The following is a 23,490-nucleotide window of genomic DNA, read 5'->3' as shown; positions in this document are numbered from 1 at the left end:
ATAGCCGGCGAGTCGCAGAAGGTTGAGACGGCATGACCGCTATCGCTGCAATGAGCGGGCTGCTGTCCTTCCTGATGAGCGAGATGTGGGCGAGCCGGTCATTGCAGGCGCCTCAGCCCCAGAGCGCCGGCTTGTTCACCATCAAATAGTAGGTGCCGGCCATGGCCACAAAAGCGGGGTAGCCCAGAGCTTCCCAGCGCAACTGATACTGCCGGAAAAGCGGTGGCAAGGCCTGGCTCTGGCTGTGGGCTTGAGTGGCCAGGGCCGCCATGCGCATCTGCAACCAGACTACGGGCAGCCAGCAGATGCCGGCCAGCGCATACAGCCCCAGAGAAAGTGCGAGCCAGGGAGTGGTGAGCGGCCAGCCTGCCAGATGGGCCATGGCAATGCCCGTGATCGGTTGAATGAAGACGCAGGGAGTAGTGAACCACCAGTCAGCCCGTACCACCAGGCGGCTGACCACGGCCTGGGCGGCGACCGAGCCGCTGCGGTTTGCGAAAAACATATAGAAGGCCGAGCCGAGGCCGGTGCCGACCAGCAGCACGCTGGAGAGGATATGCAGTGTCTTGAGCAGCAGATAGGTATTCATGATTCAAGCCTGTTGGACGAGCTGTCTGTTTGCAGCAAGAACCACAGCATGGCGGCGATGGGCAGGTTCTTGAGCAGCGGACCCAGAGGGTGCAGCCACAGCGTGGGCTGAAGAGCCGTGCCGATCACGGTCATGGCCGTCATCAGCAGCAGGGCGCTCAGGTAGATGGCGCGGCCGGGGCGCAGCAGCAAGGCCAGACCCAGAGCCAGATCGGCCAGCAGGCCGGACCAGATGAGCAGTGCCTGCCAGCGTGCATCGCCGATGCCGCCCTGGTCCAGCAAGCGGGCACCTTCGTGGTTGAGGCCCGAGAGTCCGAGATAGTCCAGCGCGCTGACCACAGCCGTGCCCAGCCAGACGACGACCAGACTGGCGTGCATGAATCTGGCAGCTTGCTGCTGAGGGTTGGTTCTGCTGCCGTTTTGCAACTCAGGCATGGCGGCGGCCTTCCTTGGGCAAGGTGGCCAGCATGGCATCCGGAGCCACGGGGGCGCGCCCCAGCAGCGAGGCCAGGGTCTGAGGATCGGTGACGTTGTCGTTTTCCAGCAAGGCCATGGTTTCGCTGCACCAGGGCAGGGCTGGTATCTGGTCGCCGACTCTGGCACTGCCCTTGCTCATCCAGTCTGGCAGGGCATGCACCGAAGCCGGGCCGTAACCCATCTGAGCGCGCAGGCTGGCGATAAAGGCCTCTGTCGAAAGCGGCTGGGGGCCGCCGATTTCGACGATACCCTCGCAGGTGTCCGATGTCGCCATATGCGCGAGCACTTCGGCGAGATCGCGCACGGCCACGGGTTGTATCTGGCTGCTTCGCATGAGCTCGGGCAGCAGCAAAACGGGCAGTCTGGCCAGATTCAGAAACAACTGGCTGCTGGCGCCGCCCGCGCCAAAGATGATGCTGGGGCGCACGACAACGGGCTTGAGCAGCGCTTGCCTGCCCAGCGCCAGCAGATGTTCGTCGGCCGCGCGCTTGGTGCTCGCGTACTGGGTGCCGCCCTGACCGGCCCCCAGAGCCGAGACCTGAACCACGCGGCGCACGCCAGCCTGGGCGCAGGCATCAAACAGCGCGATGGGAGCCAGAGAGTGCAGGGTCTGCAAGTCCTGGCCGGGCTTGTCGCGCAGAGCACCGACGGCGTTGACGACGGCGTCGATGCCATGCAGATGCTCAAGCCACGCTTCGGCTGTCGTGCAGGCGCTGAAGTCCAGAGGCGGCTGGCTGTGGCGGCTGCGTACCACGGGGTCGTGGTCCAGCAGGGCCAGCGCATTCACGATATGTCGGCCCAGAAAGCCTGTGCCGCCGCAGATCAGAACTCGCATACGCTACTCCTTTGCAATTTTCTGCCTTGACAGAATTCAGTTCGGCTTCAATCGTTGCCGCTTTCCCGGCCGCCATCCTTGCCCCGGACAAAGCGCTGGACGCTGGCGCCAAGGCGCAGGATCTTGTCCAGCGTGGCCGGAGACAGGCGCAGCATCTCGTCGGTCCAGATGCCCAGCGAATCCATGAGGCGCAGCGTCTCGTGCACGCGATCCTGGGCATCGGGCGTTTCCTGCTCGAATTCGGGCTGGGCAATCAGTTCGCGCAGCAGTGCGCTGGTGGGGTCGAACTCACGCTGCTTGCGCTCTCGCACAATGGTGCGCAGCAGCTCCCAGACATCCGCCGAGGTCTCGAAATACTCGCGTCGGTCACCGCTCTTGCGGCTGCTGCGAATCAGGTTCCAGTTCAGCAGCTCCTTGAGGCTGTTGCTGACGTTGGAGCGTGCCGCACCCAGGGTTTCGCAGATTTCGTCGGCATTGAGGGGACGGCCATGAAAGAACAGCAGTGCATGAATTTGTGCCACCGTGCGGTTCACGCCCCAGGCGTTGCCCATATCTCCCCAGTGGTGCACAAAGCGTTCAGCGATAGGACTCAGTTGCATGAAACGAAGTGTGGTCTTGCTTGAAATTTCTGTCAATACAGAAATTTAAATTCATGAGAATGCCCGGGCTGGATCAGCAAGATGTCTGTGCAGGCTTTGCGCGTGGGAGCTGGAGCGGGAAGAAATTTTCTTGAAATGAAGAAATTTCACATCGACCTGGTCGCTGCGTCACTACTCGTAAAATAGCCGCATTACAGGGGCATGGAGCCCCGTCAGGGAAGGGAGAGTTCATGACCGCTGCATCCGTCTTGCGTGCCGCCTTGGTTCTGTCGGCCTGTGCTTGGGCCCAGGTCGCATCGGCTGCCTGCTATTTTGTCTATGCACCCAATAACGAGCTGATCTATCGCTCCAATGTGGCTCCGGTCGATCTATCCCTGCCTCTGCACCAGACGGTGTCGCAACTCTCCCCCGGAGCGCGCATGTTTTTCTCGCTCGACGAGTACAACTGCGCCACCGAGGTCAACCTGATCGCCGAGCGTGCCCAGATTGCCGCGGCGCGCAACAACCGCGAGCGCCGCCTGCGCGAAGAGCAACGCTTCTGATTGCATAGCTGTCAGACAAGCGTCGGCGGCACTTTGAGGCTTGATTTGCCTTGCGCAAGGCCGATCGGCTGGGCGCGTGACATGGGCGCCCATGCAGTTTTTTGCCGTGGTCGGCTCTCGGGTATGGGGTGGCCTGAGACAATCGGGCACCATGAGTGAATCCCGCGACAACAAAATTCCCGAAAACCTGCCCGAAGTCCCGTCTGATGCCCCGGCGCTGCCCGAGGGCTGGCTGGAAGTGCTGTCCATGGACATGGATGCCCAGGGCGTAGCCCGAAAGCCCGATGGCAAGGTGGTCTTCATCGACGGCGCCCTGACCGGTGAAATCGTCAGCGCCAATACCCATCGCAAGAAGAACAACTGGGAAGCGGCCACGCTGACTGAAATCCACCGCGAATCCTCGCAGCGCGTGACGCCCGGCTGCCCTAATTTCGGGCTGCACGCCGGGGCCTGCGGTGGCTGCAAGATGCAGCATCTGCATGTGGCGGCCCAGGTCGCCATCAAGCAGCGTGTGCTGGAGGACAACCTCTGGCATCTGGCCAAGGTCAAGCCCGAGACGCTGCTGCGCCCCATCGAAGGACCGGCATGGGGCTATCGCTTCCGCTCGCGCCTGTCGGTGCGCTATGTGGCCAAGAAGGGCAAGGTGCTGGTGGGCTTCCACGAGCGCAAGAGCCGCTACATCGCCGATATGGAGGTCTGCAAGATTTTGCCGCCCCATGTGGATGCCATGCTCATGCCCATGCGCGCACTGATCGCCAGCATGGATGCGCGCGAAACCTGCCCTCAGATCGAAGTGGCTTGCGGCGACCATGTCACCGCCCTGGTGCTGCGTCATCTGGAACCTCTGTCGGATGCCGACAAGCAGCGCCTGCGCGACTTCGCCGCCGCGCAGAATGTGCAATGGTGGCTGCAGCCCAAGGGTCCCGATACCGTGCACCTGATGGAAGAAGGCGGCACACAGCTGTCCTATGGTCTGCCGGACTTTGGCATCACCATGCCTTTCAAGCCTACCGATTTCACCCAGGTCAATCCGCATATCAACCGCGTGCTGGTCACCCGCTCGCTGCGCCTGCTCGATGCGAAAAAGGACGAGCGCGTCATCGACTGGTTCTGCGGCCTGGGAAATTTCACGCTACCGATCGCCACCATGGCGCGCGAGGTGCTGGGCATCGAAGGTTCGGAAACCCTGGTCAAGCGCTCGCACGAAAACTACGCTGGCAACAATGCCACGCGCAGCGAAGACGACAAGCTGGCTCCCACCAGCTTCGTGGCGCGCAATCTGTTCGAGATGACGCCTGCCATGCTGATTGCCGACGGCAACTCCGACAAATGGCTGGTCGATCCCCCGCGTGAAGGTGCGTTTGCCCTGTCCAAGGCACTGGCCGATATTCACCAGATCCGCATCGGCGCCAAGCAGACCGGTGTGGCCAGTGAAGAGCAGCCCGATTTGCTGCCGCCGCTGCCAGAGGGGCAGGAAAACTGGCAGTTCCCCAAGCGCATTGTCTATGTGAGCTGCAACCCGGCCACGCTGGCGCGCGATGCGGGATTGCTGGTGCATCAGGCGGGGTATCGCTGTGTGGCAGCGGGTGTGGTGAACATGTTCCCGCATACGGCGCATGTGGAGTCCATGGCCGTTTTCGAGCGCGCATAAGCGAGGATAAGCGAGCACGCCCTGAACTGCGCCTACGCGGCGCAGTTCAGCCGCCAAGGGACGTATCCAGAATCATCATCAAGACAAAGCCCAGCATGAGCCCTGTGGTGGCCCAGGCTTCATGGCCCTTGCGATGCGATTCGGGAATGATCTCGTGGCTGATGACAAACAGCATGGCGCCTGCGGCGAAGCCAAGACCCCAGGGCAGCAGCATGGTGGAGCTGCTGACCACGATGGCGCCGATCACGGCGCCCAGGGGCTCGATCAACCCTGTCAGAGCGCCCAGCACTACCGCAAAGCCTCGGGTATAGCCGGCCGCCAGCAAAGAGGCAGCGACGACAAAGCCCTCGGGCACATCCTGTATGGCAATGCCCAGCGTGAGAGAGTTGGCACGCAGTCCCTCGTTGGCGGCATAGCCCACGCCTATGGCCAGGCCCTCTGGAAGATTGTGCAGGGTGATGGCAATGACAAACAGCCAGGTGCGCCGTAGCTGCTTGGCATCGGCGCCTTCACGGCCTTTGATGAAGTGCTCGTGCGGCAGCAGGCGATCCATGACCAGCAGGGCCGCACCTCCGAGCAAGATGGCTGCGCCGATCAAGGCACCGCCCAGCCATTCGCTGCTGGCGGGCGAGGTCGCTGCCTTGGCGGCTTCCAGACCGGGGAGGATCAATGAAAAGGCGCAGGCAGCCAGCATCACTCCTGCGCCAAAGCCAAACAGCGTGTCCTGTGTACGCTCGGACGGATGTTGGGTCAGCAGCACCGGCAAAGCACCCAGCGCCGTTGCCAGCGCCGCCACGCTGCCGCCCAGCAGTGCATTCAGTGCTGCGGGATTGGTCTGCAGCTGCTTCCAGACCATGGATGCCAGCACCAGAGCGCCGGCCGCAGAGATCAGCAGCCCGAGCCTGGTCCTGAGCGGCAGGGGCGATTGGCTTGAAGATGCACTCTGCAGTCCGTCCGGGCCCATGGTTCAGCTCCTGACAGCCTGGGTGGCGGCAGCGAAGCGGCGCGCCACTTCATTCCAGTCCACCACGTTGTAGAAGGCGGCGATGTATTCGGGGCGGCGGTTCTGGTATTTCAGGTAGTAGGCATGCTCCCAGACGTCCAGGCCCAGAATCGGCGTGTTGCCGCTGCCAATGCCCAGCATCAGAGGGTTGTCCTGGTTGGCGCTGCTCTCCACATGCAGCTTGCCGCTGCGGTCCACGCTGAGCCAGGCCCAGCCGCTGCCAAAGCGGCTGATGGCCGCCTTGGTGAATTCGATCTTGAAGTTCTCGAAGCCGCCCAGGTCCGCGTCAATGGCTGCGGCAAGAGCGCCCTGCGGCAGGCCGCCCCCTTTGGGGGACATGACTTGCCAGAACAGGCTGTGATTGGCATGGCCGCCGCCGTTGTTGCGCACGGCCTGGCGCAGCGTTTGCGGCAGCGATTCGACCTTGGCGAGCAGATCGTCCAGCGGCCATTGCGCGTACTCGCTGCCTTCGAGTGCCGCGTTGAGGTTGTTGACATAGGCCTGGTGGTGCCTGGAGTAGTGGATCTCCATGGTTTGCGCATCGATATGCGGCTCCAGCGCCGCGTAGTCGTAGGCCAGTGGGGGCAGGGTGTAGCTCATGAGTAAAAGCCTTGGCAGTGAGAGAGATGGAAGTCAGTGCAGTGATGAATGCACAGGCTCGAAGCTGGCAAGGCGAGAGTGCCTGTTGCTGGCGGGGTGAGTGAGAAGGGGGGCGGATGTCGAGGCACAGACGCCCGCGGCGGCGTGGGGGCCTGCTGCACCATGCTCGGCCCGTGCAGCCAGAAGCTGCGGCAGATGGCGGTATATCGCCAGGTTCAGGGACTGGCTGGTGGAGTCCTGCTGCAGAAATGGCATCAGGGTTTGTTGCGCCTCATGCAGGCATTCAAATGCTGCTCCCGCCCGATCTGCTTCGGCGAGGGCATCCGCCAGGTTCAGGTGGGCAACGACAAAAGCGGCGATGCGGTCATCGTCGGCAATGTCGCCGGACTCTGCGACCAGCAACTGCAAGCCAAGCTGTTGTGCATGTCGGTAGTGTTCAAGTGCTGAGAGATGGCGATGCTCCAGCGCTGCGGCCAGCGCCGTGCGGGTTTGCTGCTTCCAGGCGGACAGCAAATCAGCTGCCGAGGCGTTTGTCGTGTGGACTCTCATGAGGCTCCTTCGATGCAGGCTTGGGCTGCCACGACTTTTCCGTCCTCTCCCGATGGATGAATGCGAACCACCCGCAAGGCGGTCGGCTGATCCACCAGCAGGCAGGTCTTGCCGGTGCGCTTGCAGTGATCCTTCACGCGCCAGTAGGCTCCGTCGCTGATGCAACCTGTCTGGCAAATCACCAGGTCGGCGGCGTGCAGGCTGTCTTCCAGCAACTGCTGCTCGGCCAGGGCCTGGCTGTCGGCAGCCTCAACCAGTGGCCAGTCGACGCCGGACGTTGTCTGTTCAGTTGCAGCTTGAGGTTCTTGCTGCAGCAGATTCAGTGCCATTGCCTGGGCCAGGGCGTTGCGCTGTTCACGTTCCCAGGCCAGAGCGCTGTCGCGGACAATGACCTTGGCCCTGAGCTGTACGAGCTGCTGCTCGAGTGCTTCGACTTCCCGTGCCAGCGATTGCATCTGGGCCGTGCAGCGGGTCTGCACTTCCATATAGGTCAGCATGAGGGCCTCATGCTCAAGGCGTATTTGGTTGAAGTCATCATCTGGCACGGCAGTCTTGTCCCCATGGTTGAGAGCACAACAGAACTCGTCGCTGGGATGCGCGTATGTGCGGCTAAGAATGGAATTTATATTTCATGAATATAAATGAGAATTGTTTGTATTCAAAGTCCGCAGAGGAAATATGACATCCGAAAGGCTTGGCGTGAGAGATGCTGAGCATAAAAAAGGCCGTAGCAGTGTTGCTACGGCCTGTGCGGGCGTTGGCAGGCACTGGCCCGGAACTCATGATCCGGGCCAGGCGCAAGCGATTTCAGCTGCGGTTGCGACTGGCGCTGCTTTCGGGCTCCGAAGTGCTGCGTTTTTCGGCTGCGCTCTGACCCAGTACGGAAGGCACGCCTTCGATCTTGTTGGAGCGCATGTATTCATCCATGTCCTTCCAGCCCGCAAACACCAGCGCCTTGGGTGCCTTGGGGTTGAGGACGTAGCAGTCCTCCAGTCCGCGCATGGCATGCCGGCAGGCGCCGCCAATGGCCTTGGCTTCGGATTCGCGCGCCACGGTGCGTGGGTCTGGACCCAGGCCCGGAATGTCTTCAATCTTGCAGCCTGCCAGTACCAGAGGCAGCAGGGCAATGGCAAGTGCGCGGGGAAGGTGGTTTGGCTTCATCTTGTCTGCTTATCGGCAGCGGCAGCCGGAAATTTAGTCCATGGCTGAAATATCCATCGATGCGATGACCGCGTTGCGCGTCAAGGTTACTGCAAACAAAAAGGAGTGCGCAAGGCACTCCTTTTTGACTGAGCGGTAGCGAGACTTAGTCGCGGTCGCCGCCCATGATGCCCAGCAGGGCCAGCAGGCTCTGGAACACGTTGAACAGGTCCAGATACAGGGCCAGGGTGGCGCTGATGTAGTTGGTCTCGCCGCCGTCGATGATCTGCTTGAGGTCATACAGCATGTAGGCGGAGAAGATGCCGATGGCCAGCATGGAGATGGCCATCATGCCTGCAGTGGAGCCCACGAAGACATTGATGATGGCGCCTACCATCAGCACCAGGGCGCCCACGAACAGGAACTTGCCCATGCCCGACAGGTCGCGCTTGATCACGGTGGCCAGCATGGCCATCACGAAGAACACGCCAGCGGTACCGGCAAAGGCCGTCATGATCAGCTGGGTGCCGTTGGAGAAGCCCAGAATCATGCCGATCAGGCGCGAGAGCATCAGGCCCATGAAGAAGGTGAAGGCCAGCAGCACGGGCACGCCAGCGGCGCTGTGCTTGGTCTTCTCGATCGCGAACATGAAGCCGAAGGCACCGACCATGAACACGATCAGGCCCACGCCGCCCGTCAGCGCGCGAGTCATGCCAGTGGCTACGCCCAGCCAAGCGCCCAGCACGGTGGGGATCAGGCTGAGTGCCAGCAGCCAGTAGGTATTGCGCAAGACACGGTTGCGCTCTTGCTGCGAGACACCGTAGCCCGCAGAGCCCAGTGTGGTGACTTGTTCGTTCATGTAGCCATTCCTCCTTCAGGAATTGTGGGTTGAAACATTGTCATTCTAGGTGGGGGTCTTGAGAAGCCTTTGCAATACCCCGTTGCAATGCGGCAGTTTTAGGATGGAATGTTTTTCACATCGCATCTACTTTTGCCTGCAAAGTACAGAATATGCTTGCTGCATTGACAATCCAACGGAGCTTTTTATCTCATGAAAACCAAGCACGAACTCGAACTGGCCGATGTGAAAGCCATCGCTGCGGCTGCCGAAGCTGAAGCACTGAAGAACAACTGGCCCGTGACGATCTCCATCGTGGACGACGGCGGCCATCTGCTGCTGTTGCAGCGCATGGATGGTGCTGCTCCCATCTCTTCCCATATCGCTCCCGCCAAGGCACGCTCTGCAGCCGTGGGCCGCAAGGACACCAAGGCTTTCGAAGACATGATCAACAACGGCCGTACCGCTTTCCTGAGCGCTCCGTTTGTGGACGGTCTGCTCGAAGGCGGCGTGGCCATCGTCAAGGATGGCCAGGTGCTGGGCGCTGTGGGCGTCTCCGGTGTCAAGGCCAACGAAGACGCACAGGTTGCCAAGGCCGGCATTGCTGCCCTGGGTCTGTGATCGCTTGATTTTTTGCCACTGCGGTGGCAGAGGCCAAAACAAAACCCCTGCCGCTTGATGCGCGCAGGGGTTTTATTTTGGCGGGTTGCGGATGAAGAAAAAACGCGTGGCTATGTGAAGTGTGAGCACAAGAGAGGGCAGGTGCTCTGCAGCGACTATGGCTGGCGAATCGACACTTGCGGTGTCGCCCCACGATGAAACGGTTTATTTGGTCAGAATGAGCTTGCCCAGCTTGGTGGCCTGCAGGCGATAGGGCGTGCCGTTATGCAGGATGGTGACGGCCTTCTGGCCGTTGAGCAGCAGGGCACTGTCCAGGCCCAGGCTGGAGCCGGCAGCGGCTGAGGGGTTTGCAGCAGCCATGGAGGAGGAGCTGCGGTTGTTGGGCTGTGAGGTCGCAACAAGCGGTGCAGACATGCCGTGATTCCTTAAGTTCAAAACTGGTGTAATGATAACAATTCTCAATTGAAAAGCAAGTGATACTTAGTCTCATTCGCAAAAAAGTGCCATTTATTTTTCATGTGGAATCTGTCCAGCCGCATCTGAGTATTTTTGGCTGCGCTCCATGAGCTGTTTGCGTCTATGGCGAGCTGCACGAATGCTGTTTCGATGCAGGCTCCACAATAAGAAACGGCCCCTGTAGGGGCCGTTTTTTTGCAAGCATGAGCTTATTTGGAGGGATCGGTCACAAAGCCGATTTTCTTGACACCAGCACGCTGGGCGGCGGCCATGGCCTGAGCCACGCGTTCGTAGCGCACTTCCTTGTCGCCGCGGATGTGCAGGTCAGGCTGAGGCTCCTTGACGGCTTCGGCCTGGAGATTGGTATCCAGCTGCTCGTCGCTGATGTCCTGGCCGTTCCAGGAATACTTGCCGTCGGCCGTGATTCCCAGCTGCACGGTGGCAGGCTTGGTGTCCTCGGGCTGGTTAGTGGCGCGGGGCAGGTCCACGTTGACCGAGTGTTTCATCACGGGCACGGTGATGATGAAGATGATGAGCAGCACCAACATGACGTCCACCAGGGGAGTCATATTGATTTCGTTCATCACATCATCGCTGTCCCCATCATCCATGGTTCCGAACGACATGGCTTAGGCGCCTTTCTTCAGGGGCAGCACATTGCCGGAAATCTGACCGTCCACGGAAACGCGGGCACCGGTCACGAAATAGGCGTGCACGTCGTGGGCAAAGCTGTTCAGTGCATTCAGGATGCCCTTGTTCCCGCGCACCAGAGCGTTGTAGCCCAGCACGGCGGGGATGGCGACGGCCAGACCCAGGGCGGTCATGATCAGCGCTTCGCCGATGGGGCCGGCCACCTTGTCGATGGAGGACTGACCCGACATGCCGATGGCCACCAGTGCGTGGTAGATGCCCCAGACGGTACCGAACAGGCCGATGAAGGGGGCGGTGGAGCCCACGGAAGCCAGAATCGCCAGGCCGGATTGCAGGCGAGCAGTGAATTCGTTGATGCCGTTGCGCAGGCAGCGGGTCACCCAGTCGCTGATGTCCAGTGTGTCATGCAGATGGACGCTGGTCTTGCGGTGGTGGGCCGAGGCTTCACGGCCTTCGAGCACCATGAAGCGGAAGGGGTTCTGCTTGTCGTTGCCGAGCTTTTCCAGGCCGGTGGCCAGATCGGGGCTGTGCCAGAAGTCCTGCGCCTGAGTGGCGAACTTCTTGAATTTCACGATATCCAGGGCCTTGAGAACGATGACCAGCCAAGAGGCCACCGACATGACCAGCAAGATGATGGCCACGCCTTTGGTCACGAAGTCGCCCTGTGTCCAGACGTGGGCAATGCCGAATTGGGATTCCATGGGTACTCCTGAGAACTGCAGATTTATTTGAGAACAAAGTTGATGGGCACGATGTGCCACATGGGTTCGGCCACGCCATTGCGCTTGCCAGGGACAAACTTCCACTGGCGCACGGTGTTGACGGCCGCTTCATCCAGACGGTCAAAGCCGCTGGACTGCTTGATTTCGATTTTCTCGGGCTGGCCCTGCTCGTTGATATAGACGCGCAGCAGCACCTTGCCTTGTTCACCCATGCGCTTGCTGACCGAAGGATAAGCGGGAGCGGGGTTGTTCAGATAGGCGGCATTGCTCGATGGCTGCTCGATCTTGGGCGGAGCCGGTGGTGCCGGAGGTGCGGGCGGGGCTGGAGGAGCCGGAGGCGCGGGTGGCGCTGGCGGCGTCTTGTCCGGTTTGCTGTCGTTGCTCTCCAGTGCTCCTTGAGGCGCGGCCGGTGCAGGGGTCGGATCCTTGATGGCCTTGGGCAGCGGAGCCTTCTTGACCTCGGGCTTGGGCTGCTGTTTTTCGGGCTTGGGCGCTGGCGCGGGAGGCTTGGGCGGCGGCGGCGGGGCCGGCGGTGCGGGTTCGGCAGCAGGCGGCGCCACGAACTGGGCAATCACGCTGGCGGGAATCACTATCTCTGGCTGCTTTTGCTGGGCCAGGCCATGCTGCATGGCCCACAGGGCGGCAGCATGCACAACAACCACAGCACCAGCAACTGCCATATTGCGGCTCGCGCCGCTGGCAGGTGCAAATCGATCAGACTGGGACATAAGGGCGAGAAGAGCAACCAGCGCAGGCTGGAATCAGAAAGGAAAAGCGCTGGTCAACCGGCAATAGCTGGCAGAGGAAACAGGGCACGCAGACGGGATCGCATCATTCACGCAGGATCCACCAGGTGCATACCATCACCAGAATCAGGCTGCCGAAGACGGCTGAGACAACGGAGAGGTGGGCCATGCTTTGCTTTCCAGAATATTGGTGGCAAGCTGAACCGTCTGCACCGACACGCAGGATTGCGCTTCGTTGTGGATGGCCGCGATCGGATGGCTTGCACTGCACTGGGCGACGACATCGCGTGCGCAGCCTTCGCAGCGCCCGCATTGTGTGGCAACACCCAATTCAAACTGGATTTCGTCAAAGCTCATCCCCGCATGCGCGTGGCGTGCTATTTCTCGGTCAGAAACCCGGCGGCATACACAGACGATCATGGCTACAGGCAGTTGTTGCTGGCTATTGATGTAATAGGTGGAGTATAAATGAGAATCCATCGCATTTGCAATGCATGCCGCCAAATTACGCACAATCAGCAAGTGGTTAAGAGCCCGGACCCGATCTGATCGAGGCTGGCGCAGCCGGTCTGGGCCATGGCCAGCTCCAGCTCGGCGCGCAGCAGATACAGCATATGGGCCACGCCCAGCATGCCGGCCACTGCCAGGGCATGCATCTGGGGCCGGCCCAGCAGCACGGCGCTGGCACCCAGCGCGATGGCTTTGAGCACATCGGTGCCCTGGCGCACGCCGCCATCCATCAGCAGCGGGACATGGGCAGGCGTGGCCGCGCGTATGGCAGCGAGCACTTCCAGGGCGGAGACGGCGGTGTCCAGCACGCGCCCGCCATGGTTGGAGATCACGATGGCATCGGCCCCCAGTTCCACGGCTTGCGTGGCGGCGCGGGCCGAGAGCAGACCTTTGACGATCAGCGGCAGCCGGGTTTGCTGACGCAGCCAGACCAGGTCGTCCCAGGTGGGTGCGCTTCGGGCCAGCTCGGAGCCGAACAGAATGTGCTCGCTCATCAGGTCGCCCGTCTGGCGCTGCTGGGGCATGCCGCGCAGATTGACGGCCTCCACGCCTGGTGGCAGCGGGTAGCTGGAGCGTTTGATATGGGCGTCCACCGTCCAGACCAGCGCCTGATAACCGGCATCTTCGGCGCGGCGAATCAGCTGCAGCGTGTGCTCGCGCGCTGGCTGCTGGTAGAGCTGGAACCAGAGCGGGCCGCTGCGTCCCAGCTCCTGGGCTGCGGCTTGCGCGGCCTGGGCAATTGCTTCCAGGGTGCAACTGGACAGGGTACTGACCACCATGCCGGTGCGCATGGCCATGGCCGCGCGTGCCGTTGCGAGTTCGCCTTCGGGATGCGCCAGCTGTTGATAGGCAACAGGTGCCAGCAGCAACGGCCAGTCCAGACTCTGGCCCAGCAGGCTTTGCCGCGTATGGGCGCCGGACAGATCGGCCAGTGGCTCCGGGCAGAGGCGAAAGCGGTCAAACGCCTGGCGGTTATGAGCCAGCGTCAGCCCCTGATCGGCGCCGCTTTCAATATGTGCCCAGGCGTGGGCTTCCATATGCTCGCGCGCCAGCCGGGTGTAGTCCGCCAGGGAGCCTGTCTGCGCGGAAATCTGCGTCAGTGGCGGTTTGACGGGCTGGCCTGCGGCATTCAAACGTTCAACAGTCATAAATCAAGCCGGTTAGATTGGGGCGAGGCAGCAAAGCAGGCATGGAGCAAGGGGAGACAGCCAGCATGGGCTGCCCCAGCATGGGCTGCCTCGGCAAGGGCTGCCGTCTCCCCGGGGCTAGCTTTCAGACCACATGCGCAGGAGATTGTGATACGTGCCAGACAGTGCGGCGACGCGTGGGTGTTCGGGCTGCTCCTGGGTGAGCTGCTGAATGCTCTGGTCCAGATCGAACAGCAGACGGCGCTGCTCCGCCGACTTGACCAGGCTGTGCGTCCAGAAGAACGAGGCATAGCGTGTGCCGCGTGTGACGGGGTTGACTCGGTGCAGGCTGGTGCCGGGGTAGACGATGGCGTCGCCCGCTGCCAGCTTCACGCTTTGCTGGCCGAAAGTGTCTTCCACGATCAACTCGCCGCCCTCGTATTCCTCGGGGTTGCTGAAGAAGACCGTGGTGGAGACATCGGTTCTGACCTTGATGGCGGTACCTGGAATGGTGAAGAACGCGTTGTCGATATGGTTGCCATAGGTGCCTCCGCCCTCATAGCGATTGAAGCGCGGCGGCAGGACCTTGAGCGGCAGGGCCGCCGACATGAACAGCGGGTTGCGGCCCAGCCGGTCCAGGATCAGATCACCTATCTGCTGGCCGGTCTTGCTGTCCAGCGGTAGCTGCAGATTGCTCTTGACCTGAGCGGCCACATGGCCGGCCGTGGCCTTGCCGTCCTGCCAGCTGGCAGCTTCCAGCGCCTGGCGGCAGTGGCGGACTTCATCGGGAGTGAGCAGGGCGGGTATGCGTAGCAGCATGGGGCGGTATCTGGCGGTTGGTGATCCTGGTCTCTCATTAACCATAGCTGCTTACGCTTGCTGCATATTGTTTTCAATATCTTTTCATATTGAAATCATTGAAAAGCAAGCGTAACAAGCTATTGTTTTAAGAGCAATGATCCTGCATTCTGAAACAGTATCCAGGCAGTGTGCACGTAAAAAGCCCCGCTGGCATCTGGGGCCTGCGGGGCTTGGAGTGATGGTTTGCAGCAAGCCTGCGCCAGATCAAGCGCAGGCTGAGCTTGCATCAGTACGTGAACTTGAGCGAAGCCACTGCAGAGCGGCCGGCGCCCATGTTGGCGTAATGAGGCGAGCGCACGCCGGTGTAGTAGACCTTGTTGCCCAGGTTGTAGACATTCAGCTGGAAGGTCAGGTTCTTGTCGATCTGATAGGCCATCATCGCGTCGTAGCGGGCATAGCCGGAAGCGCCCTTGGTCACGATGCCATTGTCCACGGAGGACTTGATATATGCGGCACTGACATCGCTTTGGGCATAGATGCCCAGACCCAGAGTCAGCTTGGCCATGGGCTTGTAGCTGGTCCACAGGCTGAAGCTGTGCTTGGGCGTGTTGTAGAAGGGCTGGCCGTTGCGAACATCGTCCTTGCCCATGTTCTTGAATTCGCTATCCATAAAGGTATAGCCGCCGAACACGCTCAGATTGGACAGGATCTGACCGGTAAAGCCCAGTTCGATGCCATTGACTTCCTTGTTGCCACCCATGTACGTGCCGGTTGCATCGCTGATGCGCACATTGGTCACTTCATTGCGGAAGACTGCGGCAGTCAGGTTCAGCTTCTTGTCCAGCAGGTCCCATTTGGTGCCCAGCTCAATGGACTTGGTCTTTTCCGGCTTCAGGCTGATCAGCGCATCTGTGGTCGTGGTCAGGTCCTCGCTGCCGTTGCCAAGAGTCGAGCCACCGGGACGCGAAGAGGTGCCGATATTGGCGTAGATGCTGCCATTGGATGCAGGCTTGTAGACCAGGCCCAACTGGTAGTTGAACATCGTATCGCTGCGGCTCAGGTCATACGCAGGGTAGGCGCTGGCGCCACGGCCGCCAGCGGGGCCGGAAGCATTCAGCTTGTAGTGGTCCACGCGCAGACCGGCATTCACCAGCCATTGCTCGTTGAGCTTCAGAGTATCAAAGCCGTAGACGGCAATGGTGTCGATTTTGTTGACGGTGGATTGCGCTGGGAGAGTCAAGGGGACATTCCAGGCTGCATTGGCGCCGCTGGGGTTGCTCAAGGTGGTGCACCAGGGGTCGGACACCGAGGTGCACACACCGGTGCCGCTCTGGATGGCGCCGGAGCTGCCATCGGCTTTCTCCTTGGACAGCTCCAGGCCGAAGGCATAGCTGTGGCCGATGGAGCCGGTCTGCTCCTTGCCAGTGAACTCGGTCACGTTCTGCAGCGTGGTGGTGTCATAGACACGATAGTTGCCACGGCGCCAGACATAGCCATTGAGGGCATTGCCCTTGGAGTCGTCGGGCTGGGTCCAGATATAGTCCTGCTTGGTCTTGCTGTAGCGCAGGCTGTTGCGGATCTTGTTGGTGTCGGTGAACTTGTGCGTGACCGAGGCCGTGAACAGATCGCTCTTTTCCTTCTCGTAGTCACGGTTGTTCAGACCATACCAGTTGTCGCGGCTGTTGCCGTAAGTGGGGCGAATCTTGGAGCCACCGGGCAGTTGCGTTGCGTTGGTTGAACCGGCTGCGTTGACACCATTGCTATACAGATAAGGCACTCCCCCATCGGGTGTGTTGTTGGTCTGCAGATGCTGCCAGGACAGCGTCACTTCTGTGGGGGTGCCCAGACCGAAAGTCACGGTGGGGGCAATACCCCAGCGCTTGTTGTCGGGACCGTTGCGGCCGGGAACATCGGCGCTGTGGCCCATGGCGTTCAGACGCAAAGCCGTGGTGTCGTTGATCTTGCGGTTGATGTCCAGCGTGCCGCGCAGATAGTTGTCGGTGCCCAGCCCCACATCGCCAGAGATGAAATTCTCGTTCTTGGCCTTCTTGGTGGTGATGTTGATGGAGCCACCTGCGCCGCCGCGACCGGCGTAGGCCGAGTCCGCGCCCTTGATGACTTCCACGGCTTCGACGTTGAACAGTTCACGGGTGCCGGAGGCGATGTCACGCATGCCGTCCACAAAGGTGCTGGACTGGGCGTCCATGCCGCGGATGAATGGCTGATCGCCTGTGGGGTTGCCGCCTTCGCCGTTGCCGAAGGTGATGCCGGGGGTGGAGCGCAGGGCATCCTGCAGGCTGGTGGCGCCGGTCTGCTTGATGATCTCTTCATTGATGACCTGAACGGTCTTGGGCGTGTCCAGCAAAGGGGCGGTGAACTTGCCTTGAGGGCTTGCTTCGGTCTTGAAGCTGGCGTCGGCAGCGGCTTCCACATTCACGGTGGACAAGGTGGTTTCCTGCTGAGCCATCGCGCTGGCGCCAATCAGGCACAGGCCTGTGGCAATCACGATTTGCTTGAGCTCGCAGCGCAAGCCGTTGGAGTCGGTCGGGGTCAGATGGTTGTTGGACATGCTTTTGATGAAGAGTCGATTTTTGAAAAAGCGTGCGAATTCTAGGTGATATTGATAATAATTCTCGATACCATTCAATAATGGGGCCCGGTAATCTACGTTTTGTTGCAGTACGGCAACAGACGGGCTGTCTGGATAGGCGGTGCGGGTTCTGCCAACCTGGGTCGCTACGAGTTTTCGGGATGGCGTAAACGTCCTTGCCATGGGTGGGTGCTTTGTTTACGTCAAGTAAAGTAAATAAAAGTGAGATGCATTTAGAATTTTGCGCAACTAGAATGCCGCCTTGCTGTGCAAGCAAGGCCGGGCCTTGTGGCGCTATGTCCCAAAGGTCGGCTCGGCCCGGCGGCGATGCAACCCCAGAAAGTTCTGAATGACCGCGGCTTCCTCCAACGCCCCGCAGCGGGCGTATTGGCTCAAAAAATTACATGAATGGCACTGGATCAGCTCCGCCATCTGCCTGATCGGCATGCTGCTGTTTGCCGTGACGGGATTTACCTTGAATCACGCCGGGCAGATCGAGTCCAAGCCCAAGGTCGAGTCGCGTGATGCGCAACTGCCCCCGGATCTGCTCGAAAAACTGCAGCAAGCCCAGAAGCAGGGCGTGGAAGCGGCGGACAAGAGTGCCGTGAGCCTGCCTGCCGAGGTGGATGGCTGGCTGGCTCAGCAGATCAAGGTCAGCGCCAAGGGTTTTGCCGTGGAGTGGAGCGAAGACGAGGCCTATGTGCCCATGCCGCGCCCGGGCGGCGATGCCTGGCTGCGTGTGGACCTGAAGGAGGGCTCGGTCGAGTACGAGAAGACCGATCGGGGCTGGATCTCCTACCTCAACGATTTGCACAAGGGGCGCAATACGGGCGGAGCCTGGAGCCTGTTCATAGATGTCTTTGCGATTGGCTGTCTGGTGTTCTGCATCACGGGTCTGCTGATCCTGAAGATGCATGCGCAGCGCCGGCCCATGACCTGGCCCATGGTGGGCCTGGGTCTGGTGCTGCCTGCCCTGCTGGTGTTGCTGCTCGTGCACTGAGCCCAAGAATTTTGTGAAGGAAGAAAAAATGGCGAAGCGGATTTTCAAGACCACGGTGGCATTGAGCGCCGTGGTGGGCCTGCCGGCAATCGCGGGCGGCATGAATGTGGCAGTGACCGTGCCCCAGTTGCAGGTGGCCGAATACCACAAGCCCTATGTTGCCGTGTGGCTGGAAAAGGCCGATGGCGGTGTGGCTGCCAATCTGTCCGTCTGGTACGACGCAAAGATGAAAAATGCCGAGGGCACCAAGTGGCTCAAGGACATGCGCCAGTGGTGGCGTCGTACCGGCCGCGAGCTGAGCTTTCCCATCGACGGCGTGACCCAGCCGACCAAGCCCGTGGGCACCCATGCGCTGTCTTTTGCCGAAGGCAAGAACCCGCTGCCCCAACTGGCTCCCGGCCAATACAAGCTGATGGTGGAAGCCGCGCGTGAAGTCGGCGGCCGCGAGCTGGTATCCATTCCCTTCGAGTGGCCCGTCAAGCAGGCCACCAGCCTGAGCGCCAATGGCAGCACCGAGCTGGGCGCGATCAAGCTGGAATTGAAGCCTTGATCTTGATTCTCTCCCCCTGAGCGGCTTTGCCTAGGCGGCCCCGTCGCTTCCCCCTCTCTCGCTTCGCGGGAGGGGGACGACACCCTTGGTGCGGGGCGGCCCTTCCTTGGTGTCTGTTGCCTGCGTAGCGCCAGTTTTAGGGTGTTGCTTGGCCGTCACACCTCTCTCTTTTGATTTGTCACCCTTTTTGTTCTCAAGGACCTGATATGAAGTTCAAAACACGTGCTCTCGCTGCAGCCGCTCTGGCACTGACCGTACTGGGCGCCCAGGCGCATGATCTGTGGTTCAAGCCTTCCAGCACCGTGCTGTCCAAGTCCGACTGGGTCACGGTGGATGCCGCCGTGTCCAACGATGTGTTCTTCTTCAATCACCGTCCGCTGGGTCTGGAAGCCGTCAAGGTGACCGCACCCGATGGCGCAGCCGTGGAAATGAAGAATGTCGCCAAGGGCGAGTTGCGCAGCATGTTCGACTTCAAGCCAGAAAAGACCGGCACCTACCGCGTCACCATGCTGATGACCGGCGTGATGGGCGGCTACAAGGATGCCAACGGCCAGCCCAAGCGCCTGCGCGGCTCGGTGGAAGAAGTGCTCAAGCAGATTCCCGCCGATGCCAAGGAAGTGCGCGTGACCGAGAATCTGCGCCGCATGGAGACCTTTGTGTCTCTGGGCAAGCCCTCGGCGCTGGCGCTGACCGGCAAGGGCCTGGAGCTCAAGCCCGTGACCCACCCCAATGACCTGGTGGCCAGCGAAGAGGCGACCTTCGAATTCCAGATCGACGGCAAGCCCGCTTCGGATCTGGAGCTGGAGCTGGTGGCCGACGGCATTCGCTACCGCGACGGTGTGGACGCCATGAAGCTCAAGACCGATGCCAAGGGCCAGGTCAAGATCAAGTTCCCCCGCGCAGGTCTGTTCTGGCTGAACGCCGATGCCACGGACAAGAAGACCAGCATTGCCAAGGCCACGGAGCGCCGCCTGGGTTATATCGCTACTCTGGAAGTCCTGCCTTAAGCGTTGGCGCTTGATGGACTGAATACGCGCCCGCTTCGGGCGCGTCGTTGTTTTCGCTGCTGTTTTCGCCTTTGTCTGGATGCCCATGCCCACCCCCCCCCGCGTACGCTTTGACGCCAGCCTCTGGCAACTGCCCTCGTCGGCGGCACAGGGTCAGGCTCGCGCTCGGATGCCGGCGCTGGACTTTGGCGTGCAGCGCTGGAGACCTGCAAGCCTGCAGCATCAGCAGGACGGGCGGATTCATCTTCTGTCCGGCCAGACCATGGGCACGCACTGGTCGCTGCGCCTGGCCAACCCGGATTACCTGCCCACGGAGCCGGTGCAGGCCTTGCTGGAGCGGGTGTTTGATGATGTCATCGCTCAGATGAGCAACTGGGAAGCGGATTCGCTGATCACCCGGTTCAATCGTTCAAGACCCGGCCAAACGCATGTAGTGCCGGCGGAGTTTGCCCATGTTCTGGAAGCGGCCTTGCACTGGGCCCGGCTATCCGGCGCGGCCCTGGATCCCGCCATGGGGGCGCTGGTCTCGCTGTGGGGGTTCGGGCCGCGTCAGAACCCGCTGCAGCCGCATTCAGGGCAGGCACCTGCCGGCGATGAGATCGAGCGTTTGCTGAAGACCAGCGGCCACGGCCATCTGCGCTGGAATGCGCAAACCCGGCAGTTGCAGCAGTCCGGAGGCCTGGAGCTGGATTTTTGCGGCATTGCCAAGGGCTTTGCCGTGGATTGGGCTGTGCGCAAGCTTCAGGCCGCAGGCTGGGCGGCGGGCATGTTCGAAATCGGCGGTGAGCTGCGCAGCTGGGGACAGCGCCCAGATGGGCGGCCCTGGCGGGTGCAGCTGGGCACGGGTGGTTCTGCAGAGGCTGAGTCGCTGGTCGTCGCCTGCAGGGAGGGTGCTTTTGCCACCTCGGGCGATTTCTGGCATCAGTTCACGCAGGCCGGCAGGCGCTATTCGCACACGCTGGATCCGCGCACGGGCTGGCCGGTGACGCATGATCTGGCCAGCGTGACCGTGTTCCATGAGGAATGCATGCATGCCGATGCTCTGGCCACCGTGCTCACGGTGCTGGGTCCGCAGCAAGGCATGGACTTTGCCCGTGAACATGAGATTGCAGCCGTGCTCACATCGCATCTCGCATCCGATGGCAATGAGGCCCGCAGACAGGTGCTCAAGACACCGGCCTGGATCAACCAATTTGAGGCATGACAGTGGAATGGATTTTGACGCCCGAGCGCATCTATGGGGCTATGGGTTTGGTCGCAGCCTATGCAGGCATGTGCTGGGGTATTGGCGCCAAGGTGCGAAAGCAGCGCCTGGCCGAGGAGGCCGAGAACAACATCTCGCAAGGCGATGCTGCTGCGCCTGCCGTCCTGGTCGCCTATGCCAGCCAGACGGGGCAGGCCGAGGCTCTGGCCCGCGCCACGGTCAAGATGCTGGTCGATGGCGGTCTGCAGGTGCGTCTTTTGCCCGTCGAGAAGCTGACGACCGAGCTGCTGCAGCAATATGCACACAGCCTGTGGCTGCTGTCCACCACGGGCGAGGGCGATGCACCCGACCATGCGCTGGGCTTTGTGCAGCAGCTCATGGCCACGCAGCCTGCGCTGACCCGGCACCAAAGCCTGGTGCTCGCGCTGGGGGATCGTGAATACCAGGAGTTCTGTGCGTTTGGTGTGCAAGTGCACGAGTGGTTGCAGACCAGCGGCGCCCGCAGCGATCTGGTCTGCGTGGACAATATGAATGCCTCGAGCTTGCAGAGCTGGCAGACCCATGTCGGGCAGATAAGGCAGAGCCTGCTGGGCGAGTCTGCGCCAGCCCAGGAGCTGGATTCGGACTGGTTACAGGCGCCGGCCAGCATACCCTTTGTGCTCAGTCGGCGGCGTTTGCTCAATCCCGGCAGCCAGGGCGGGGCGCTGTACCTGCTGGAGTGGACGCCGCAGTCCGGCGAGCTGCCGCAGTGGGAGTCGGGTGATCTGGTGTCTCTGTGCGTGCCTGCCGACCCCGAGCGTGCGCGCGACTATTCGATCGCCTCGATCACGGCCGATGGCAGCCTGCAACTGCTGGTGCGCGAGAGCACGCGTGCCGATGGTTCGCCGGGCCTTGCGTCGCACTGGCTGTGCTGCGACATGGCCGAGGGGGATGTACTGCCGCTGACCCTGCGCGAGCACCGAGGCTTCCGGCTCGGTGACAACGCCGGGCGGCCGCTGATTCTGATCGGCAATGGCTCGGGCCTGGCGGGTCTGCTCAGCCATATCAAGGCGCGTGTGCAGCAAGAGCTTGGTGATCAATGGCTGTTGTTCGGAGAGCGCAGCCCACAGCATGACGCGCTATTTGCCGATCAACTGGGCGCATGGCTCAGGCAAGGTCGACTGGCACGGCTGGATCAGGCCTGGTCGCGCAACGGCAAGGATTCGCGCTATGTGCAGGATTTGCTGCGCAGCCATGCAGAGCAAGTCCGGCAATGGGTGGAGCGTGGCGCGGCCATCTATGTCTGCGGCAGCCTGAACGGCATGGGCCAAGGCGTGCATTTGACGCTGCAGGCCATTTTGGGCGAGGCCAAGGTGGCCGAGCTGTTGGGCTCGGGCCGCTACCGGCGCGATGTGTATTGAAAAAGCCCGAGACTACCTTTGCCCGTTGCTGTGCAGGGTGGCTTCACGCTGGACTCAATCGCAAGCACTCGGCTTGCCTGGCGGTATCAGCCGTTCGGCCAGAGGGGACTCGTCTCAGAAACGCAAAAAGCTGGCTCAGGCCAGCTTTTTTGTGGTCAGCGCAAGCGCAGTGCTTACTTGACGTGCTTGCCGATCAGGCCGGCCATCTCGAACATGGAGACTTGGGGCTTGCCGAAGACTTCCTTGAGCTTGGCATCAGCGTTGATCATGCGCTTGTTGGCAGCGTCTTGCAGGTTGTTGGCCTTGATGTAGACCCACAGCTTGCTGATGATTTCAGTGCGGGGCAGGGGATCCTTGCCAACCACGGCAGCCAGAGCGGCGCTGGGGGTCAGAGGTTTCATGAAGGCAGCGTTGGGAGTGCGCTTCTTAGCGGCGGGAGCTGCTGCCGGTGCTGCAGCGGGTGCCTTCTTTGCAGTTGCCATATTGCTTATTCCTAATTGGGTAGTGGACTTATCACCAGCGAAATACAGCTGCAATCCACTGGCTGAGTCTGATGCTAATGGCAAAAAATCGCTCTTCCAAGCTAGTGGGCTGTTTTTTTGCCTCGATTTGTTGCTCTCAGGCCCTTTAGTGGCCGTTTTCACGAGTTTTTCCTCGAGAGTGTTGTGAAAAAGTTGCTCTCTGTGCGTGTCCGATGGTGCTTGTGCTATGTCAGGTGCTCAGGGCAAGATGCGGGAGACTTGGTCCTGTGGAGATTTTCATGAGCGATTCCTCGGCTTCTCTTGGCTTCAGCACCTGCGATTTGTGCGATGCGCATATCAGCGACGACAGCAGCGATTTCCGCGTGCTGCCGCCCGTGTTCCACAGCTATGGCGGGCAGGTCAGCTTTATGGGGGAGGTCAGCACTGTGCAGTGTCTGGACGACAACAGCCTGGTGCGAGCGGCGCTGGCCGAGCCGGGAGGTGGCCGTGTGCTGGTGGTCGATGGCGGCGGCTCGCTGCGCCGGGCACTGGTGGGAGGTAATGTGGCGGCATCGGCGGCCCAGAACGGCTGGGCCGGGGTGCTTGTCTATGGCTGCGTGCGCGACGTGGCCGAGCTGAAATCCACGCCCGTGGGGCTGTATGCGCTGGCGCTCAACCCCATGCCTACCGTCAAGCAAGGCCAGGGACTGCGCGATGTCTATGTGCAGATCGCAGGCCTGTGGGTTCGTCCGGGCGACTGGCTGTATGCCGACGCCGACGGCATTGTGCTGAGCCGCCGCAACCTGCTTTCCTGATTGAAAT

At 61.2% G+C, this 23,490-nt stretch carries 29 protein-coding genes; 10 read left to right on the top strand and 19 right to left on the bottom strand.

Features of this window, described 5'->3' with window-relative positions; all coding sequences use genetic code 11:
* Nucleotides 1-112 precede the first annotated feature (112 nt).
* The 4 genes from CTATCC11996_RS08755 to CTATCC11996_RS08740 are packed head-to-tail and all read right to left on the bottom strand — an operon-like array spanning nucleotide 113 to nucleotide 2,499.
* Nucleotides 113-589 carry a DUF2269 family protein gene (locus tag CTATCC11996_RS08755; protein ID WP_003075194.1) on the bottom strand — a complete coding sequence of 159 codons (477 nt, stop codon included), beginning with the start codon at nucleotides 587-589 and terminating at the stop codon, nucleotides 113-115.
* Nucleotides 586-1,023: a DoxX-like family protein gene (locus tag CTATCC11996_RS08750; protein WP_003075191.1), complete on the bottom strand. Its 438-nt coding sequence runs from the start codon at nucleotides 1,021-1,023 to the stop codon at nucleotides 586-588. Before CTATCC11996_RS08750 ends, CTATCC11996_RS08755 begins: the two co-directional genes overlap by 4 nt.
* Entirely contained in the window at nucleotides 1,016-1,900 is an 885-nt protein-coding gene (locus CTATCC11996_RS08745; RefSeq protein ID WP_003075189.1) for an NAD-dependent epimerase/dehydratase family protein, read from the bottom strand. The genes CTATCC11996_RS08750 and CTATCC11996_RS08745 overlap by 8 nt, the downstream gene beginning before the upstream one ends.
* A gap of 47 nt (nucleotides 1,901-1,947) precedes the next feature.
* Complete coding sequence (locus CTATCC11996_RS08740; RefSeq protein ID WP_003075187.1) at nucleotides 1,948-2,499, bottom strand: GbsR/MarR family transcriptional regulator; 552 nt, start codon at nucleotides 2,497-2,499, stop codon at nucleotides 1,948-1,950.
* Between the two features lie 230 nt (nucleotides 2,500-2,729).
* Here CTATCC11996_RS08740 and CTATCC11996_RS08735 point away from each other — a divergent pair, with 230 nt between their 5' ends.
* Together CTATCC11996_RS08735 and rlmD are read left to right on the top strand one after the other, a co-directional pair.
* Complete coding sequence (locus CTATCC11996_RS08735; RefSeq protein WP_003075185.1) at nucleotides 2,730-3,041, top strand: hypothetical protein; 312 nt, start codon at nucleotides 2,730-2,732, stop codon at nucleotides 3,039-3,041.
* 151 nt (nucleotides 3,042-3,192) lie between these two features.
* Nucleotides 3,193-4,692, top strand: coding sequence for a 23S rRNA (uracil(1939)-C(5))-methyltransferase RlmD (rlmD, locus tag CTATCC11996_RS08730; RefSeq protein WP_034348512.1), 1,500 nt, complete (start codon nucleotides 3,193-3,195; stop codon nucleotides 4,690-4,692).
* Between the two features lie 46 nt (nucleotides 4,693-4,738).
* On the opposite strand, the gene CTATCC11996_RS08725 is transcribed toward rlmD, so the two are convergent.
* From CTATCC11996_RS08725 to CTATCC11996_RS08700, 6 genes are all read right to left on the bottom strand, one after another.
* A complete protein-coding gene (locus tag CTATCC11996_RS08725) occupies nucleotides 4,739-5,656 on the bottom strand; it encodes a ZIP family metal transporter (protein ID WP_003075181.1) in 918 nt (305 codons plus the stop codon).
* A gap of 3 nt (nucleotides 5,657-5,659) precedes the next feature.
* Nucleotides 5,660-6,295 carry a superoxide dismutase gene (locus CTATCC11996_RS08720; protein ID WP_003075179.1) on the bottom strand — a complete coding sequence of 212 codons (636 nt, stop codon included), beginning with the start codon at nucleotides 6,293-6,295 and terminating at the stop codon, nucleotides 5,660-5,662.
* 33 nt (nucleotides 6,296-6,328) lie between these two features.
* Entirely contained in the window at nucleotides 6,329-6,844 is a 516-nt protein-coding gene (locus tag CTATCC11996_RS08715) for a hypothetical protein (protein ID WP_003075178.1), read from the bottom strand.
* Complete coding sequence (locus tag CTATCC11996_RS08710; protein WP_003075176.1) at nucleotides 6,841-7,341, bottom strand: DUF2325 domain-containing protein; 501 nt, start codon at nucleotides 7,339-7,341, stop codon at nucleotides 6,841-6,843. Before CTATCC11996_RS08710 ends, CTATCC11996_RS08715 begins: the two co-directional genes overlap by 4 nt.
* Before the next feature lie 310 nt (nucleotides 7,342-7,651).
* Nucleotides 7,652-8,005, bottom strand: coding sequence for a hypothetical protein (locus CTATCC11996_RS08705; protein ID WP_003075175.1), 354 nt, complete (start codon nucleotides 8,003-8,005; stop codon nucleotides 7,652-7,654).
* 145 nt (nucleotides 8,006-8,150) lie between these two features.
* Nucleotides 8,151-8,843, bottom strand: a complete 693-nt coding sequence (locus CTATCC11996_RS08700; RefSeq protein ID WP_003053535.1) for a Bax inhibitor-1/YccA family protein — start codon at nucleotides 8,841-8,843, stop codon at nucleotides 8,151-8,153.
* A gap of 192 nt (nucleotides 8,844-9,035) precedes the next feature.
* Here CTATCC11996_RS08700 and CTATCC11996_RS08695 point away from each other — a divergent pair, with 192 nt between their 5' ends.
* Entirely contained in the window at nucleotides 9,036-9,443 is a 408-nt protein-coding gene (locus tag CTATCC11996_RS08695; RefSeq protein WP_003053536.1) for a GlcG/HbpS family heme-binding protein, read from the top strand.
* Between the two features lie 204 nt (nucleotides 9,444-9,647).
* Here CTATCC11996_RS08695 and hemP read toward each other — a convergent pair whose 3' ends face one another.
* The 8 genes from hemP to CTATCC11996_RS08655 all read right to left on the bottom strand — a co-directional run bounded on the left by hemP (nucleotide 9,648) and on the right by CTATCC11996_RS08655 (nucleotide 17,025).
* The gene (gene hemP / locus CTATCC11996_RS08690; protein ID WP_003053537.1) at nucleotides 9,648-9,857 is read right to left on the bottom strand and encodes a hemin uptake protein HemP; all 210 of its coding nucleotides are present in this window, start codon (nucleotides 9,855-9,857) and stop codon (nucleotides 9,648-9,650) included.
* Nucleotides 9,858-10,108: 251 nt separating this feature from the next.
* A complete protein-coding gene (locus tag CTATCC11996_RS08685) occupies nucleotides 10,109-10,525 on the bottom strand; it encodes an ExbD/TolR family protein (protein WP_003075173.1) in 417 nt (138 codons plus the stop codon).
* A gap of 3 nt (nucleotides 10,526-10,528) precedes the next feature.
* Complete coding sequence (locus tag CTATCC11996_RS08680) at nucleotides 10,529-11,251, bottom strand: MotA/TolQ/ExbB proton channel family protein (RefSeq protein ID WP_003075172.1); 723 nt, start codon at nucleotides 11,249-11,251, stop codon at nucleotides 10,529-10,531.
* 23 nt (nucleotides 11,252-11,274) lie between these two features.
* Entirely contained in the window at nucleotides 11,275-12,000 is a 726-nt protein-coding gene (locus tag CTATCC11996_RS08675) for an energy transducer TonB (RefSeq protein ID WP_034348506.1), read from the bottom strand.
* Between the two features lie 144 nt (nucleotides 12,001-12,144).
* The gene (locus tag CTATCC11996_RS08670; protein ID WP_034348510.1) at nucleotides 12,145-12,438 is read right to left on the bottom strand and encodes a (2Fe-2S)-binding protein; all 294 of its coding nucleotides are present in this window, start codon (nucleotides 12,436-12,438) and stop codon (nucleotides 12,145-12,147) included.
* 95 nt (nucleotides 12,439-12,533) lie between these two features.
* Nucleotides 12,534-13,661 carry an alpha-hydroxy acid oxidase gene (locus CTATCC11996_RS08665; RefSeq protein ID WP_003075169.1) on the bottom strand — a complete coding sequence of 376 codons (1,128 nt, stop codon included), beginning with the start codon at nucleotides 13,659-13,661 and terminating at the stop codon, nucleotides 12,534-12,536.
* Between the two features lie 132 nt (nucleotides 13,662-13,793).
* Complete coding sequence (locus tag CTATCC11996_RS08660) at nucleotides 13,794-14,474, bottom strand: Fe2+-dependent dioxygenase (RefSeq protein WP_003075168.1); 681 nt, start codon at nucleotides 14,472-14,474, stop codon at nucleotides 13,794-13,796.
* A gap of 268 nt (nucleotides 14,475-14,742) precedes the next feature.
* Nucleotides 14,743-17,025, bottom strand: coding sequence for a TonB-dependent receptor (locus CTATCC11996_RS08655; RefSeq protein ID WP_003075166.1), 2,283 nt, complete (start codon nucleotides 17,023-17,025; stop codon nucleotides 14,743-14,745).
* 370 nt (nucleotides 17,026-17,395) lie between these two features.
* Here CTATCC11996_RS08655 and CTATCC11996_RS08650 point away from each other — a divergent pair, with 370 nt between their 5' ends.
* The 5 genes from CTATCC11996_RS08650 (at nucleotide 17,396) to CTATCC11996_RS08630 (ending at nucleotide 22,207) form a co-directional block, all read left to right on the top strand.
* Nucleotides 17,396-18,046, top strand: a complete 651-nt coding sequence (locus tag CTATCC11996_RS08650) for a PepSY-associated TM helix domain-containing protein (protein WP_003075164.1) — start codon at nucleotides 17,396-17,398, stop codon at nucleotides 18,044-18,046.
* A 28-nt stretch (nucleotides 18,047-18,074) separates the two neighbouring features.
* Entirely contained in the window at nucleotides 18,075-18,596 is a 522-nt protein-coding gene (locus tag CTATCC11996_RS08645) for a DUF2271 domain-containing protein (RefSeq protein WP_003075163.1), read from the top strand.
* 206 nt (nucleotides 18,597-18,802) lie between these two features.
* Nucleotides 18,803-19,603 carry a DUF4198 domain-containing protein gene (locus CTATCC11996_RS08640; protein ID WP_003075161.1) on the top strand — a complete coding sequence of 267 codons (801 nt, stop codon included), beginning with the start codon at nucleotides 18,803-18,805 and terminating at the stop codon, nucleotides 19,601-19,603.
* Nucleotides 19,604-19,688: 85 nt separating this feature from the next.
* Nucleotides 19,689-20,807, top strand: coding sequence for an FAD:protein FMN transferase (locus tag CTATCC11996_RS08635; RefSeq protein ID WP_236597817.1), 1,119 nt, complete (start codon nucleotides 19,689-19,691; stop codon nucleotides 20,805-20,807).
* Entirely contained in the window at nucleotides 20,804-22,207 is a 1,404-nt protein-coding gene (locus CTATCC11996_RS08630; protein ID WP_003075157.1) for a sulfite reductase subunit alpha, read from the top strand. Before CTATCC11996_RS08635 ends, CTATCC11996_RS08630 begins: the two co-directional genes overlap by 4 nt.
* Before the next feature lie 173 nt (nucleotides 22,208-22,380).
* Here the strand turns inward: CTATCC11996_RS08630 and CTATCC11996_RS08625 are convergent, their stop codons facing one another.
* Nucleotides 22,381-22,689 (bottom strand): SWIB/MDM2 domain-containing protein, encoded by a 309-nt coding sequence (locus CTATCC11996_RS08625; RefSeq protein WP_003053560.1) that lies wholly within the window; start codon nucleotides 22,687-22,689, stop codon nucleotides 22,381-22,383.
* On the opposite strand from CTATCC11996_RS08625, the gene CTATCC11996_RS26215 reads away from it, so the two are divergent.
* Together CTATCC11996_RS26215 and rraA are read left to right on the top strand one after the other, a co-directional pair.
* The gene (locus CTATCC11996_RS26215) at nucleotides 22,607-22,876 is read left to right on the top strand and encodes a hypothetical protein (RefSeq protein WP_238532404.1); all 270 of its coding nucleotides are present in this window, start codon (nucleotides 22,607-22,609) and stop codon (nucleotides 22,874-22,876) included. The two genes, CTATCC11996_RS08625 and CTATCC11996_RS26215, sit on opposite strands and share 83 nt — an antisense overlap.
* 91 nt (nucleotides 22,877-22,967) lie before the next feature.
* Complete coding sequence (rraA, locus tag CTATCC11996_RS08620; protein WP_003075156.1) at nucleotides 22,968-23,483, top strand: ribonuclease E activity regulator RraA; 516 nt, start codon at nucleotides 22,968-22,970, stop codon at nucleotides 23,481-23,483.
* The last annotated feature ends 7 nt before the right edge of the window (nucleotides 23,484-23,490 follow it).

Origin of the sequence: Comamonas testosteroni ATCC 11996 (assembly GCF_000241525.1) — a bacterium.
GTDB classification, from domain to species: Bacteria; Pseudomonadota; Gammaproteobacteria; order Burkholderiales; family Burkholderiaceae_C; genus Comamonas; species Comamonas testosteroni.
Note: the sequence above shows the minus strand (reverse complement) of the source record. Positions and strands in the feature narration are given on the sequence as shown.

What these genes read in the sequence shown, in the direction of transcription:
- CTATCC11996_RS08755 (WP_003075194.1), bottom strand. Translation starts at nt 589, where the DNA reads ATGAATACCTATCTGCTGCTCAAGACACTGCATATCCTCTCCAGCGTG.
- CTATCC11996_RS08750 (WP_003075191.1), bottom strand. Translation starts at nt 1,023, where the DNA reads ATGCCTGAGTTGCAAAACGGCAGCAGAACCAACCCTCAGCAGCAAGCT.
- CTATCC11996_RS08745 (WP_003075189.1), bottom strand. Translation starts at nt 1,900, where the DNA reads ATGCGAGTTCTGATCTGCGGCGGCACAGGCTTTCTGGGCCGACATATC.
- CTATCC11996_RS08740 (WP_003075187.1), bottom strand. Translation starts at nt 2,499, where the DNA reads ATGCAACTGAGTCCTATCGCTGAACGCTTTGTGCACCACTGGGGAGAT.
- CTATCC11996_RS08735 (WP_003075185.1), top strand. Translation starts at nt 2,730, where the DNA reads ATGACCGCTGCATCCGTCTTGCGTGCCGCCTTGGTTCTGTCGGCCTGT.
- rlmD (WP_034348512.1), top strand. Translation starts at nt 3,193, where the DNA reads ATGAGTGAATCCCGCGACAACAAAATTCCCGAAAACCTGCCCGAAGTC.
- CTATCC11996_RS08725 (WP_003075181.1), bottom strand. Translation starts at nt 5,656, where the DNA reads ATGGGCCCGGACGGACTGCAGAGTGCATCTTCAAGCCAATCGCCCCTG.
- CTATCC11996_RS08720 (WP_003075179.1), bottom strand. Translation starts at nt 6,295, where the DNA reads ATGAGCTACACCCTGCCCCCACTGGCCTACGACTACGCGGCGCTGGAG.
- CTATCC11996_RS08715 (WP_003075178.1), bottom strand. Translation starts at nt 6,844, where the DNA reads ATGAGAGTCCACACGACAAACGCCTCGGCAGCTGATTTGCTGTCCGCC.
- CTATCC11996_RS08710 (WP_003075176.1), bottom strand. Translation starts at nt 7,341, where the DNA reads ATGCTGACCTATATGGAAGTGCAGACCCGCTGCACGGCCCAGATGCAA.
- CTATCC11996_RS08705 (WP_003075175.1), bottom strand. Translation starts at nt 8,005, where the DNA reads ATGAAGCCAAACCACCTTCCCCGCGCACTTGCCATTGCCCTGCTGCCT.
- CTATCC11996_RS08700 (WP_003053535.1), bottom strand. Translation starts at nt 8,843, where the DNA reads ATGAACGAACAAGTCACCACACTGGGCTCTGCGGGCTACGGTGTCTCG.
- CTATCC11996_RS08695 (WP_003053536.1), top strand. Translation starts at nt 9,036, where the DNA reads ATGAAAACCAAGCACGAACTCGAACTGGCCGATGTGAAAGCCATCGCT.
- hemP (WP_003053537.1), bottom strand. Translation starts at nt 9,857, where the DNA reads ATGTCTGCACCGCTTGTTGCGACCTCACAGCCCAACAACCGCAGCTCC.
- CTATCC11996_RS08685 (WP_003075173.1), bottom strand. Translation starts at nt 10,525, where the DNA reads ATGTCGTTCGGAACCATGGATGATGGGGACAGCGATGATGTGATGAAC.
- CTATCC11996_RS08680 (WP_003075172.1), bottom strand. Translation starts at nt 11,251, where the DNA reads ATGGAATCCCAATTCGGCATTGCCCACGTCTGGACACAGGGCGACTTC.
- CTATCC11996_RS08675 (WP_034348506.1), bottom strand. Translation starts at nt 12,000, where the DNA reads ATGTCCCAGTCTGATCGATTTGCACCTGCCAGCGGCGCGAGCCGCAAT.
- CTATCC11996_RS08670 (WP_034348510.1), bottom strand. Translation starts at nt 12,438, where the DNA reads ATGATCGTCTGTGTATGCCGCCGGGTTTCTGACCGAGAAATAGCACGC.
- CTATCC11996_RS08660 (WP_003075168.1), bottom strand. Translation starts at nt 14,474, where the DNA reads ATGCTGCTACGCATACCCGCCCTGCTCACTCCCGATGAAGTCCGCCAC.
- CTATCC11996_RS08655 (WP_003075166.1), bottom strand. Translation starts at nt 17,025, where the DNA reads ATGTCCAACAACCATCTGACCCCGACCGACTCCAACGGCTTGCGCTGC.
- CTATCC11996_RS08650 (WP_003075164.1), top strand. Translation starts at nt 17,396, where the DNA reads ATGACCGCGGCTTCCTCCAACGCCCCGCAGCGGGCGTATTGGCTCAAA.
- CTATCC11996_RS08645 (WP_003075163.1), top strand. Translation starts at nt 18,075, where the DNA reads ATGGCGAAGCGGATTTTCAAGACCACGGTGGCATTGAGCGCCGTGGTG.
- CTATCC11996_RS08640 (WP_003075161.1), top strand. Translation starts at nt 18,803, where the DNA reads ATGAAGTTCAAAACACGTGCTCTCGCTGCAGCCGCTCTGGCACTGACC.
- CTATCC11996_RS08635 (WP_236597817.1), top strand. Translation starts at nt 19,689, where the DNA reads ATGCCCACCCCCCCCCGCGTACGCTTTGACGCCAGCCTCTGGCAACTG.
- CTATCC11996_RS08630 (WP_003075157.1), top strand. Translation starts at nt 20,804, where the DNA reads ATGACAGTGGAATGGATTTTGACGCCCGAGCGCATCTATGGGGCTATG.
- CTATCC11996_RS26215 (WP_238532404.1), top strand. Translation starts at nt 22,607, where the DNA reads ATGAAGGCAGCGTTGGGAGTGCGCTTCTTAGCGGCGGGAGCTGCTGCC.
- CTATCC11996_RS08625 (WP_003053560.1), bottom strand. Translation starts at nt 22,689, where the DNA reads ATGGCAACTGCAAAGAAGGCACCCGCTGCAGCACCGGCAGCAGCTCCC.
- rraA (WP_003075156.1), top strand. Translation starts at nt 22,968, where the DNA reads ATGAGCGATTCCTCGGCTTCTCTTGGCTTCAGCACCTGCGATTTGTGC.